Consider the following 11,541-nt stretch of genomic DNA (forward strand, 5'->3'; position numbering starts at 1 on the left):
GGCTGGGCGGCGACCGCGCGCCGATGCCCGAGACGCCTGATGTCCGAAAAGGTTGGATAAGTGTCCTTCGGGCCATCAGCAACATAGGCTACCACTGAGTCCGGGAACGGGTCCCACGCCCCCGGGGACCGCCGCCCGAACATTCAACGCCACGACAGGAACGAACGATGACATCCGTCACCAAACCGACCGTTCTGATCACCGGAGCCTCCTCGGGCATCGGAGCGGTCTACGCCGACCGCTTCGCGCGGCGCGGCCATGATCTGGTGCTGGTGGCCCGCGACACCGCGCGCCTCGATGCCCTGGCGGAACGCCTCCGCCGGGAGGCCAAGGTTGGCGTCGACACCATCCGGGCGGACCTCACCGATCCGGCCGATCTCGCGTCCGTGGAGGCGCGACTGCGCGAGGACGAGCGCATCGGCGTGCTGGTCAACAATGCGGGGGCCGCGCTCAAGGGCAACTTCCTCGACCAGAGCCTAGAGGACATCTCCGCCCTGATCGCGCTGAACGCAACCGCCCTTACCCGCCTCGCCCGTGTCGCGGCACCGCGCTTCGCCGCCACCGGCACGGGCGCGATCATCAACGTGGCATCGGTCGTGGGGTTCGCGCCGGAAATCGGGCTGACCGTCTATGGGGCGACCAAGGCCTTCGTCCTGTTCCTCAGCCAGGGGCTGCATCTGGAGCTTGGCCCCCGGGGGGTGTATGTGCAGGCGGTGCTGCCGTCGGCGACGCGCACCGAAATCTGGGAGCGGTCCGGCCGCGACGTCGACGCGCTTCCGGCGGTGATGGACACCGGCGAACTGGTCGATGCGGCGCTGGCGGGATACGACCGGCGAGAGACGGTGACCATCCCGCCGCTGCACGACGCGGACCAGTGGGAGGCCTATGACGCCGCCCGGCGCGCGATGGTCCCGAACGTCATGCAGGTCCACGCCGCATCGCGCTACCGCAACGGCTGAGAACGGACCAAGGCTGTTTGAAGAAAGCGTCTGGGGAGGCCGCCGCCTCGCACCACTTTCCGCTGTGCCGCTGATGCGGAAGGAAAGTGGTGCCCAGGGACGGAGTCGAACCGCCGACACGGGGATTTTCAGTCCCCTGCTCTACCAACTGAGCTACCTGGGCGCCGCAACGTGCGGGGGCTGCCTTATAGAAAGAACCACGCCCCTTGTCCAGCGGAATATGCACACGGACGTGCATTCCAGATTTCCGCGCCGCCCTGCCTGATCGAAAGGCCCCGAGGCGCTCCAAAAGGGTCGCGCCACCCCATATTGCTGTGCGCTATCGTCGTGTGCAGAAACGGCAGGTGTCGGTGATTGGGATGAAGACCGCGGCGACGGTGCTCGTCGGGATGTGGCTGGCAGGCCCGGTGTTTGGCGGCACCGTGCTTGCCGGTTCCGGGGTGGCCTTGGCCCAAGCCCAGGCCCAGGACCAAGCTGCCGGGGGCGAGCATGCCGCGAATGGGGCGCACAGCGTGTCCGGTTCCGCGGCTTCCGTCGTTTCGACCAGCGGCGAGGCGACGCTGAAACTGTGCCGGGACTGGCTGGTCACCCACGACTGCCGGGAATACGGCCACATCGACATCCCGCCGCGCATCGCCGTCGGCGATACCTTCGACGTGACTTTCGGCAGCAACCCGAAGACCATGCGGTTCAAGGTGAAGAGCGTAATGGCGCGCGGCGCCGAAGGGTGCCTGCTGGTCCCCACGCACGAAGACATGCCCAAGACACCCTCGCCGGAAATTCCCGCCGACATGCTGATCGTGAAGGACTGCACCGTCGAACAGTGAATATCTCCGCACAATGACTCCGCCGGCTTGGTCGGGAGGACGTCCTGCACCAGCCGGTGCGGGCCATGCGCATCGCCTTGGGCGTGATCTGGAGACCGGGCGCGCGACCGCCGCCGCTTACAGCGCTTCCTCCTGCTCACGAACCGGTATTGGGCCGCCTTCCGGATAGGCCCCAAGCAGCGCCGCCACCGTCAAAGCCAGGGCGGCGGTGAGGGCCACGGAACCGAAGATTGCCAGGGCCGTGTCGTTGCCCCAGCGGTCGGCGCACCAGGCCATCGCCATCGGCCCGATGAAAAGGCCGGCGCGTTCGCACACCCGGTAGATGCCAAGGATGGTGGTGCGGCCGAACCGCTCCATGTCCGTCCGGGCGATCGCGAACAGCACCGTAATCTGCGGAGACATCCCGATGGATTGGGCGATCCCGAGCAGCGTCACGGCGGCCACGACCCCCCACACGCCGGACCAGCCGCCCGGAATCACCAGCATCGCCAGACCGGACAGGGTCACCCCGACGACGGTGAACAGGAAGGACCGCCCGGTGCGGTCGATCAGCCGCGACCAGAAGGTGGTGGTGGTTGCCTGGATCAGCGCGTAGATCATCACGATCCAGCCGATGGTCGCGGGCGGCGTGCCCAGCTGGTGCAGATAAAGCGGCAGCAGGCAGAAGACGAAGCCACCGTTGATGAGGCGCGACGGCAGCGCCGCCAGCAGCAGGAGCCCGAGAAGCGGGCGGTTGCGCAGCAGGACGCCCGGCCGCAACCGCTGCGGCGGCAGCGATTCCCGGTGAGACGCGAAGCTCCGGGTCAGCGCCGCGCCCACGGCCGATACGAACGCCCCGGCGATCAGCGTGCCGCCGAAGCCCAGCGGCTCGGCCAGGGTGCTGCCGGCGAGCGTTCCGATGATGGCGCCGGAAAAGAACGCGCTCAGATACGCCCCGGACGCCAGGGTCCGCGCCTGCGGCCCCATGGCGCGAATGATGGCGTCCTGCGCCAGGATCATGGCGGCGCCGTATCCCAAACCGCCGATCGCCCGCCAGACGACCAGTTCGGCGACGCTGCCGGCCAGCCCGCACATGCCGACCGCGACGGTCGACAGCAGGATCGCGACACCGAACAGCGTCCGATGGTCGCGGCCCCGCTCCCACAGCCCGGTGGTCAACTGGGTGACGGCAACGGCCAGCCAGAAGATCGACACCGGCAAACCGGTCGCCACCGCCTCCGAGACGAACCCGTTCAGCACCGGTGCTCCGGACGCGTACAGGCCGCGGGCATAGACCGGCATGAAGGAGTTGCCGGTCGCGTCTCCGGCAACCATCAGAAACAAGGCGAGCCGCGGGTCGTTCAGCCGCATGACGCCCCGTCCTTACCAGCGGCGGCGGGAGCCGGACCCGGGCGCGGCGCCTTCATCCGCGCCAGCCCGTAGATCAGCGCGTCGCCGATGGTCTCATGCCAGATCCGCCATTCGTGATCGCCCTGCACGACGCGGAATTCCGTCGCTTCCGGCTGCAAACGCATCAGCTCCCGATGCAGGACGGCGGTGTGGTAGGCGATCTCGAAGCGGTCGCGGTCACCGGCGTTGAGGTAAAGTGGAACCCGCAACGGCTGGGCACGGTAGGCGTCGAACAGCGACGGCCAGTTCAGCCGGATCCACAGATCGGCGTCCAAAGCGCCATTTTTCAAGAAGGCCGGATCCTTCATTGCCGCAGAGTTGGGCGGCGGCAACGGGCCGTAGATCGCCGGGCTGAGCGCCAAGCCGACCGCGAACAACTCCGGCCGGGTGAAAGCGAGGCGAATTGTCGCGTACCCGCCTGCCGACAGGCCACCGAAGGCACGGCCGTCGCGCTCCGCATACACGCGAAAGCGGTGTTCGACGTCGGGAAGCAATTCGGTCAGCAGAACGGTTTCGGACTTTTCACCGTCGCCGTCGACCCACCACATGCCACGATGGCCGGGCATGACGACGACGGTCGGCGGGATGCGCTTCTCGGCAATCAGCTGGTCGAGGACCGGCTTAACGTCGCCCTTGTCCAGCCAATCGCGCTCGTTTCCACTGGAACCGTGCAGCAGATAGACGACCGGATACGTGCTGCAGCCTTCAGCGTATCCATCGGGAAGGTAAATTGTGTACCGGTAGTCCCTGTCGAGGACCCGCGACGGCAGGCTCAACTCCTGCACCGTGCCGGCGGCCTCGACCGCGGGCACGGGCCCGGCAACGATGATGAACAGTGTGCAGACAGCGCGGATGAGCGTTCCAAAACGGGTCATGGCGTCTCGCTAACCTCCGGATTTGCCAACCGGTCCGCGCCTCTGGCACGCGAACAACCCGCTCTGATTTAGCGTATTTCGGTTATATTTCCATCGTCCATTCTCGTTGTGAGTATGGCAAAATTGTCAATTGCCCGCAATATGCAACCAATCTAAATTATACATCCACCGGTACGAGCATCGCTTGCTGTAGCGGAGCCAGAGAGGAAGCCGATGAATCCGAAGTTCACCCTTTTCGGGACACAAACTGTTCGTAAGTCGACCCGTTGGGCCAGCAAAACTTTGCTTGCCGCACTTTCGGTCGCAATGGCAGTCATGGCCGCTACGCCGGCGATGGCGCAGGAAAAGAACGTCCTGCTGATCTTGTGGCGCGGCATCACGGAACCGGAGGTCGCGCTCAAGGCAAAGCTTGCCGCGCTGGGCGTTCAGGCCAAATACACGGAGGTGGTCGGCAACCAGGACCGCGGCGTCATGGCCAGCCGTCTGCGCGCGCTGGAAGACGATATCGCCGCCAAGAAGTTTGACGTCGTCTACTCGTTCGGCACGACGACGTCACAGGTGGCGCAGCAGATCATCCAGGATCGCATTCCCATCGTCTTCAACATCGTCTTCGATCCGGTGGGCGGCAAGCTGGTGCGGGCGATGGATGCGCCCGGCGTCAACACGACCGGCGTGACCAACGGCGTTCCCATCGATCAGCAGTTGTCCGCGTTCAACAAGCTGGCTCCGCTGAAGAAGTTGCTCGTCCTGTTCAATGCCCGTGAGACGAACGCCAAGATCATCGAGGCGCAAGTCACCGAGTGGACCACGAAGAACGGAATCGAGCTGGTGTCCCGCCGGGTCGCCCCCGAGACCGACGCGCTGGACGAGGTGCTTGCCGAGGTCAAGTCCGGCAAGCTGACGGCGGACACCGTCTACGCCGGTGCCGACAGCTACCTGGGATCGAAGGCCGAGGACATCCAGAAGGCCATCGGCGACCGGGTCAATCTGTTCGGCGGCACCCAGACCTTCGTGTTGAACAAGTGGCTGGCCGCCTACACCCCGCTGGTCGAGGACATGGGTGGCACGGCCGCCGAAATGATCAGCAAGGTGCTGAACGGGGCGGACGCCCGCACCATGCCCGTGATCCTGCCGACGCCGAAGCTCATCGTGTCCAAGTCCTCGGCCGAGGTGCGGAAGGTCACCGTTCCAGCCGACGCCGTCATCAACCCCTGACGCGAACCCGCTCCGACGGAAGCCTGGCCCAAGCTTTGAACGCAACGGCCGGAATTGACAGGAAGGGTGGCGGTGCACCGGTCATGACGGCATCCCGCTCGGATGTCGCCGTTCCCGTGTGCCCGCCACCAAATCCCGCCCACCGTCATCCAACGTGCGATCTGGTTGTATCAACCTCCAGCGCCGTCCGATCGTCCGCCGCACTCTACGCACCTTCCGGGCGCAGGCGACGGCCGCACGGCAGGTCGGCGATGGGTCCGTTCGCGTGGCAAAGCCGCCGGATCAGCGCAGTGGAATGTTCATCTGGACGCTCACACCCGGGGCGGGGGCCGGAGCGTAGTAGGCCGGTGGCGCGTAGACGACCCGTGGCGCCGGGGCGTAGTAGACCGGCGGCGGGCGGCGCACGACCACGACCGGGCGCGGCTCCTCCACGACGACGACCCGCGGGCCGCCGTGATAATAGCCGTGGTCGTGATGGTGCTTGTGATGCCCACGCCCGTGGCCGTCGGCCGCGGCCGGGCCCGCCAGGGCGAGAGCGAGCGCCATGCTTCCCACGGCAACGCCGAACCCATGCATGGCAACCTTGGCGAACATCCCCGTAATCCTTTCTTGCGAAGTGTTGGGGCAACCTTAGCACACAGATTGTGCGCCCAAGCTCACGCTCCAAGCCGCTCCGCTGGGACATTTTTCGGGCTCACCCTTTGCGGCACCACTCCCGCCACATCGCCCGGTAGGCCGCCTCCAGCCCGCGGGCGAAGCCCGGCCCATCGCACAGGGGGGAGCGCTCCAGCCGCCCGCGCAACCCCGCGCGAAGCTCGGCCAAGCCGCCGAGATCCCGGGCCAGGGCCGCCACCTTCGCCACATAGTCGGCGGGGCTGTCGGCGACCAGACGGTCGGCGAGGCCCAGCGTGTGCAGCAGGCTTTCCCCGATGCGCCCGGCCCAGCGGTCACCGCGCAGGGTCACCAGCGGCACACCCATCCACAGACATTCCGCCGTGGTCGTCCCACCACCGAAGGGCGTGGTGTCGACGGCAATGTCGATTCGGCTGTACCCGGCCAGATAATCCGCCCGCGGCGACTCGCCCTCCATTCGCACACGGTTTGCGGCGATGCCATGGGCCGCGAACTGCTCCCTCAGAGTCTGCCGCACACCGGCATCGCCAATCTGCCGCGCCTTCACCAGCAACCGCGCCTGCGGCATGGCGGCCAGCACCCCCGCCCACAGCGCCACGGTGGCCAGGGTGATCTTCGCGCGGTTCTGGAAGCAGCCGAGCGTGACCACGCCCGTCTCCAGCATCGGCGGCGGCGTCACAACGATGGAGTCGGACGGGGGCGTGAAGCAGAGATAGCTGCCCGGCAGGCGGCAAATGGCCTCGGTGAAGAACCGCTCCTCCCCCGGTGGCACCACATGCCGGTCGGCGATGATGTGGTCCATGGCCGGGAGCCCGGTCGTGCCGAAATACCCGAGCCAGGAGACCTGCACAGGTGCCGGCTTGCGCGCGAACAGCGGCAGGCGGTTCCCCGCCGTGTGGCCGGACAGGTCCACCAGCAGGTCGATCCCGTCGCCCCGCACCAAGCCCTCCACCGTGCCGTCGTCCAGGCCGACGATGTCGCGCCAGACGTCGGCCTGCGCGCGCAGCCGGTCGGTCAATGCGTCGCGACGGACGTTGTTGGCGTAGCAATGGACCGTGACGGCCGCCCGGTCGTGCGCGGCCAGAACGCTTTCCAGGAAATAGCCGACGGGGTGACTGTTGAGATCGCCCGACACATAGCCGATCCGCAGCGCCCGGTCCGGGTCCGCCGTGTTGGGGAAAGCCCGCGCCGCCGTTCCACCTTTCACCGCCGCGCCCAGTCGCGCGGCGCTCTCCTTCGCAGTCGTGAGGAAATCGGCGTTGCCGCACTCCGACGCGTAGTGCTGCGTCATGGCGAGGTTGCCGGCGGCCTCAGCGAATTGTGGCCGTTGCGCGAGGGCGGTACGGTAGGCGGCGATGGCCCGGTCCAGCAGCCCCATTTCCTTGAAGGTGTTTCCCAGGTTCGACCAGGCTTCCGGAAACTCCGGGCGGAAGGCGAGCGCCACCGCGAAGGCCGCCGCCGATTCGCCGAGCCGCCCCATGCCCTGCAAGGCGAAGCCGAGGTTGCAATGCCCTTCGGCGTGGGACGGCTTGTGCAGGATCGCCGCGCTGAAGGCCGCGATGGCCTCCTCCCGCGGCCCAATCTCCTGCAGCACCATGCCCAGGTTCGAATGCGCCTCCGCGCTGTCGGGCCGGATGGCGATCGCCCGACGGTAGGCGGCGATGGCATCCCCCGGCCGGCGCCGAAGCTGGTGCAGCGCACCGACCGCCACATGGGCGTCCGCCCGGTCCGGCGCCAGCCGGACAACCTGTTCGTAGGCCGTCGCCGCCTCGTCGAGTCGCCCAAGGTCACGCAGCGCCGTTCCCAGGTTGTAGAGATATTCCGGAGCCTCGCGGATCGCCAGGGCCGAACGGATGCAGCGCACGCCCTGCCCCGCGTTCCCCTGCTGCGCGTGAACGACGCCGAGCAGGTTCCAGGCGTCGCTGCTTCCCGGATCCTGGTCGAGCAGCCGCCGGTAAGCCGCCCCGGCCTGCTCGAGTCGCCCGGCTTCGTGATGCGTCATGCCATCGGCGAGCAGGGTGGCCAACGCGCCGCCCTGCGTCGGCGCGCCCGAAACGGTCGGATCAAGGTGTTCGGGAGCGGTCATGGCGCGGTGGGTCGGCTCGGCATCGGACAGCCGATGGTCGCGTTCGGCGCGAGCATAGCGACAGCGGCACCCGTGCGCCAATCCCTCAACGCGGATCCAGCAACCGTGGGCCGGGCCCCTCCTCCGACAGCTCGTCCCAGGGATTGCGCAGCGGGCACTCGCTGACCGACAGGCATCCGCAGCCGATGCACTGGTCTAGTTCGTCGCGCAGGCGCGTCATGGTGGCGATGCGCTCGTCCAGCTCCCGCTTCCAGGACGCGGAGAGGGCCTTCCAATCCTCCGTCGTCGGGGACCGTTCCTCCGGCAGGGCTTTCAGCGCCTCGGCGATGGAGGCCAGCGAAACGCCCAGGCGTTGCGCGACCTTGATAACCGCGACGCGGCGCAACACCTCACGTGGGAAACGCCGCTGGTTGCCGTTGCTGCGCCAGCTCCGGATCAGGCCCTTCGATTCGTAGAAATGGATGGTGGACACCGCCACACCGGATCGTTCGGCCACCTCCCCGACGGAAAGATCCTTGCCAAGTTGGCCCGGTTCGAGAATCCCCATCGTCGGCCCTCCGGATGTGCGGAACCTCTTGACCTCAAGTTCAGTTGAGGTTGTACGCTGATCCTGATCATTGCGCAACGCCGAAAGGCGCGAAATGATGGGTCGGAAGCCACCCGTTTGTCGAGCAGGGGGAACCCCGCATGATGTCACCGACGTCCGTCGATTGGACCTCCATCAACACACTCCGGGCCACGCCCGGTCCGGAAGTGACGGCCCTGCCCGCCTCGCTTCTGGCGATCACCCGCGCCGCAAAGCTGAAACCGGCCGTCGTCCGGCCGGCGATGGAGATCCTGCTGCGCCAGGGCTATGTCCGCGAATACCAGACCCAGTACGGCAAGGCTTACGCCCGCACCCCGCAGGGCAACCAACGAATCCTCGAGGTCCGGGAGTGGCTGCGGTAGCCGCGGATCGTGGAAAAACGAAAAACGGCGCCCGAAGCGAGCGCCGTCTTCCGTCGACTATAAGGTTGGACCGGATCCGATCACACCAGTGGTGGGGATCAAACCACCTTGTTGGCGTGCATGTCCGCGATCTGCTCCTTCGTGTAGCCGAGGCTCGCGAGGATCTCGTCGCTGTGCTCGCCGAGCAGCGGGGAACCGGTGATCTCGACCGTCATGTCCGAGAACTTGACCGGGCTGCCGACCGTCAGGTACTTGCCACGCTGCTTGTGCTCGACCTCGACGATGGTGCCGCTCTTGCGGAGCGACGCGTCTTCGGCGATCTCCTTCATGGTCAGCACCGGCGCACACGGGATGTCGAACTTGCGCAGGATGTCGACCGCTTCGTACTTCGTCTTGTCGGCCAGCCAGTTCTCGATGAAGGCGAAGATGTCGAAGATCTTGTCCTGGCGCGCCTGGGCGGTGTTGTAGGCCGGGTCTTCGATCCACTCCGGCTTGCCCAACGCCTTGCAGATCGGCGCCCAGGCGTGGCCCTGGATGGTGAAGTAGATGTAGGCGTTGGGATCGGTCTCCCAGCCCTTGCACTTCAGGACCCAGCCCGGCTGGCCACCACCGCCGGCGTTGCCGCCGCGCGGAACCACATCGGAGAACTCGCCGTGCGGGTACTGCGGGTATTCTTCCAGGTAGCCGACGCGGTCGAGGCGCTGCTGGTCGCGCAGCTTGACGCGGCAGAGGTTGATCACGGCGTCCTGCATCGACACGGCGACCTTCTGGCCCTTGCCGGTCTTGGCGCGGCCCATCAGGGCAGTCAGGATGCCGATGGCCAGGTGCATGCCGGTGTTGCTGTCGCCGAGAGCGGCGGCGCTGACGGTCGGCGGGCCGTCCCAGAAGCCGGTGGTCGACGCGGCGCCGCCGGCGCACTGCGCGACGTTCTCGTAGACCTTCAGGTCCTCATAGTGATGGCCATCGCTGAAGCCCTTCACCGAGGCCACGATCATGCCCGGGTTCAGCTCGTTGATGCGCGCCCAGGAAAAGCCCATGCGATCGAGCGCGCCCGGCCCGAAGTTCTCGACCAGCACGTCGGACTCGCGGATCAGCTTCTCCAGGACTTCCTTGCCCGCCTGGGTCTTGGTGTCCAGCGTCAGCGAGCGCTTGTTGCTGTTCAGCATCGTGAAGTACAGGGCGTCCGCGTCGGGGATGTCGCGCAGCTGGTTGCGCGTCACGTCGCCGGCACCGGGGCGCTCGACCTTGATCACGTCGGCGCCGTACCAGGCCAGAAGCTGCGTGCAGGCCGGGCCGGCCTGAACGTGCGTGAAGTCGATGATTTTGATCCCTTCGAGCGGCTTGCTCATGGCTCGTTCACTCCCGTTTGAATTGTTGCAACGCACGGCCCCGTGCCGGTCGTGGGTACACCGGCGCAAAAGACCCGATTTGCGGACTGATGGAATTGCGGTGAGGGGTTAGTGGGCTGCTGCGGCTTCCAACTCCGCGAGACGGCGGCGCAATTTGCGTTCCTCCGTCCAACGGCTGGTTTCATCGCGGACGATGGCGACAATCCCGGTCACGCCACCATCCGCCGCGGTGAGCAAGGCCACCGTGAAGGCGATGGACAACGCGCGGCCGTCCTTGTGCACCGCGGGAACGCGCAGCACGTCGGCGCCGTACCGCGTGATCCCGGTCTGCATGGTCTTCTCGTAACCATCCCAGTGCCGCTGGCGCTGGCGCTCCGGGATGATCAGGTCAAGCGACTGGCCCAGCGCATCCTGTTCCGTGAAACCGAAGATGCGCTCGGCCGCCGCGTTCCAGAAGGTGATGGCGCCTTTCGCGTCGGAGATGATGACCGCATCGCCGGCCACGCGGGCGAGCTGCTCGAAGTCGATCGGGCCGCTCATCGGGTCACTCCGCCCCGCCGGTGATGGTTCGCTGCATGACGTTCCTGCATCCAACGCTCTGTGGCAACGCTCATTGGCATGGATCATACGGTATACCAGATACGGCACCCCAGGCAAGCGCTTTGTGAGGGGGTTACGAACAGATTGCCACGCTGACGATCCCGCCCGTGGCGGACAGGCTGTTTACTCGGCGGTGCGGCGCCGTTACCCTTCTTCAAACCAGCGGACAAGAGCGAAGCGATGCTGACGGTCTGGGGTCGGAAAAGTTCGTCCAATGTCTAAGCGTTGATGTGGTGCATCGGCGAACTCGGACTTCCCTTCCAGCGGTTTGACGTTGGCCACCGGTACGGCGGCAACGACACGCCGGAATTCTTGGCCATGAATCCCAATGGCACGGTTCCGGTCCTTCGGGACGGAGACGGTGAACCGATTTGGGAAACTGGCGCGATCCTTCGCTATCTTGGAAACCGGTACGGGAACGAACCGTTCTGGCCAGCGGGATTGGCGCAGAGAACCTGTGTCGACCAATGGGCGGAATGGTCGAAGATCAACATCGCGCTCAACTTCACCGCCCCGATCTTTTGGCGGGTGGTGCGGACCCCGCCAAAGGTCCGCGACGGCGACGCCATCGCTCAGGCGGTTGCACTGCTCGGCAGAAAACTGGACATCGCGAACGCGCGGCTCACCGACCAAGCGTTTTTGGCCGGCGACGACTTCACG

The 11,541-nt window shown here is 66.4% G+C and carries 12 protein-coding genes and 1 tRNA gene (1 of these 13 only partly in view); 5 read left to right on the forward strand and 8 right to left on the reverse strand.

The features are described 5' to 3' along the window. Positions 1–167 precede the first annotated feature (167 nt). Positions 168–959 carry an SDR family NAD(P)-dependent oxidoreductase gene (locus tag M2351_RS29160; RefSeq protein WP_264659537.1) on the forward strand — a complete coding sequence of 264 codons (792 nt, stop codon included), beginning with the start codon at positions 168–170 and terminating at the stop codon, positions 957–959. A gap of 87 nt (positions 960–1,046) precedes the next feature. Here M2351_RS29160 and M2351_RS29165 read toward each other — a convergent pair. Beyond that, a tRNA-Phe gene (locus M2351_RS29165) sits at positions 1,047–1,122 on the reverse strand. A gap of 196 nt (positions 1,123–1,318) precedes the next feature. Here M2351_RS29165 and M2351_RS29170 point away from each other — a divergent pair. After that, entirely contained in the window at positions 1,319–1,786 is a 468-nt protein-coding gene (locus M2351_RS29170) for a hypothetical protein (protein WP_264659538.1), read from the forward strand. 117 nt (positions 1,787–1,903) lie between these two features. Here the strand turns inward: M2351_RS29170 and M2351_RS29175 are convergent, their stop codons facing one another. Together M2351_RS29175 and M2351_RS29180 are read right to left on the reverse strand one after the other, a co-directional pair. Next, a complete protein-coding gene (locus tag M2351_RS29175) occupies positions 1,904–3,136 on the reverse strand; it encodes an MFS transporter (RefSeq protein WP_264659539.1) in 1,233 nt (410 codons plus the stop codon). Then, positions 3,127–3,987 carry an alpha/beta hydrolase gene (locus tag M2351_RS29180; protein WP_264659540.1) on the reverse strand — a complete coding sequence of 287 codons (861 nt, stop codon included), beginning with the start codon at positions 3,985–3,987 and terminating at the stop codon, positions 3,127–3,129. Before M2351_RS29180 ends, M2351_RS29175 begins: the two co-directional genes overlap by 10 nt. A 378-nt stretch (positions 3,988–4,365) precedes the next feature. On the opposite strand from M2351_RS29180, the gene M2351_RS29185 reads away from it, so the two are divergent. Next, positions 4,366–5,265, forward strand: a complete 900-nt coding sequence (locus tag M2351_RS29185; protein WP_264659541.1) for an ABC transporter substrate binding protein — start codon at positions 4,366–4,368, stop codon at positions 5,263–5,265. 282 nt (positions 5,266–5,547) lie between these two features. On the opposite strand, the gene M2351_RS29190 is transcribed toward M2351_RS29185, so the two are convergent. From M2351_RS29190 to soxR, 3 genes are all read right to left on the reverse strand, one after another. Next, positions 5,548–5,859 (reverse strand): hypothetical protein, encoded by a 312-nt coding sequence (locus tag M2351_RS29190; RefSeq protein WP_264659542.1) that lies wholly within the window; start codon positions 5,857–5,859, stop codon positions 5,548–5,550. 100 nt (positions 5,860–5,959) lie between these two features. Beyond that, complete coding sequence (locus M2351_RS29195; RefSeq protein WP_264659543.1) at positions 5,960–7,984, reverse strand: O-linked N-acetylglucosamine transferase, SPINDLY family protein; 2,025 nt, start codon at positions 7,982–7,984, stop codon at positions 5,960–5,962. A gap of 85 nt (positions 7,985–8,069) precedes the next feature. Then, positions 8,070–8,531, reverse strand: a complete 462-nt coding sequence (gene soxR, locus M2351_RS29200; protein ID WP_264659544.1) for a redox-sensitive transcriptional activator SoxR — start codon at positions 8,529–8,531, stop codon at positions 8,070–8,072. 140 nt (positions 8,532–8,671) lie between these two features. Between soxR and M2351_RS29205 the strand changes: the two genes are divergently transcribed. Then, positions 8,672–8,932, forward strand: a complete 261-nt coding sequence (locus tag M2351_RS29205) for a hypothetical protein (RefSeq protein WP_209770458.1) — start codon at positions 8,672–8,674, stop codon at positions 8,930–8,932. Between the two features lie 98 nt (positions 8,933–9,030). On the opposite strand, the gene frc is transcribed toward M2351_RS29205, so the two are convergent. After that, on the reverse strand, positions 9,031–10,281 hold the full coding sequence (gene frc, locus M2351_RS29210) for a formyl-CoA transferase (protein ID WP_264659545.1): 1,251 nt from the start codon (positions 10,279–10,281) through the stop codon (positions 9,031–9,033). A 108-nt stretch (positions 10,282–10,389) separates the two neighbouring features. After that, complete coding sequence (locus M2351_RS29215) at positions 10,390–10,821, reverse strand: PAS domain-containing protein (RefSeq protein WP_264659546.1); 432 nt, start codon at positions 10,819–10,821, stop codon at positions 10,390–10,392. 288 nt (positions 10,822–11,109) lie between these two features. Here M2351_RS29215 and M2351_RS29220 point away from each other — a divergent pair, with 288 nt between their 5' ends. Continuing rightward, positions 11,110–11,541 carry the 5' portion of a glutathione S-transferase family protein gene (locus M2351_RS29220; RefSeq protein ID WP_264659547.1) on the forward strand. Its footprint extends 162 nt past the window's final position, so 432 of the gene's 594 nt are visible here — the first part of the coding sequence; it begins with the start codon at positions 11,110–11,112; its stop codon lies off the right edge, out of view.

Source organism: Azospirillum canadense (assembly GCF_025961225.1).
Classification (GTDB): domain Bacteria; phylum Pseudomonadota; class Alphaproteobacteria; order Azospirillales; family Azospirillaceae; genus Azospirillum; species Azospirillum canadense.

Excerpts from the sequence above, each read along its gene's own strand:
- M2351_RS29160 (WP_264659537.1), top strand. The coding sequence starts at position 168 with ATGACATCCGTCACCAAACCGACCGTTCTGATCACCGGAGCCTCCTCG.
- M2351_RS29170 (WP_264659538.1), top strand. The coding sequence starts at position 1,319 with ATGAAGACCGCGGCGACGGTGCTCGTCGGGATGTGGCTGGCAGGCCCG.
- M2351_RS29175 (WP_264659539.1), bottom strand. The coding sequence starts at position 3,136 with ATGCGGCTGAACGACCCGCGGCTCGCCTTGTTTCTGATGGTTGCCGGA.
- M2351_RS29185 (WP_264659541.1), top strand. The coding sequence starts at position 4,366 with ATGGCCGCTACGCCGGCGATGGCGCAGGAAAAGAACGTCCTGCTGATC.
- M2351_RS29190 (WP_264659542.1), bottom strand. The coding sequence starts at position 5,859 with ATGTTCGCCAAGGTTGCCATGCATGGGTTCGGCGTTGCCGTGGGAAGC.
- M2351_RS29195 (WP_264659543.1), bottom strand. The coding sequence starts at position 7,984 with ATGACCGCTCCCGAACACCTTGATCCGACCGTTTCGGGCGCGCCGACG.
- soxR (WP_264659544.1), bottom strand. The coding sequence starts at position 8,531 with ATGGGGATTCTCGAACCGGGCCAACTTGGCAAGGATCTTTCCGTCGGG.
- M2351_RS29205 (WP_209770458.1), top strand. The coding sequence starts at position 8,672 with ATGATGTCACCGACGTCCGTCGATTGGACCTCCATCAACACACTCCGG.
- frc (WP_264659545.1), bottom strand. The coding sequence starts at position 10,281 with ATGAGCAAGCCGCTCGAAGGGATCAAAATCATCGACTTCACGCACGTT.
- M2351_RS29215 (WP_264659546.1), bottom strand. The coding sequence starts at position 10,821 with ATGAGCGGCCCGATCGACTTCGAGCAGCTCGCCCGCGTGGCCGGCGAT.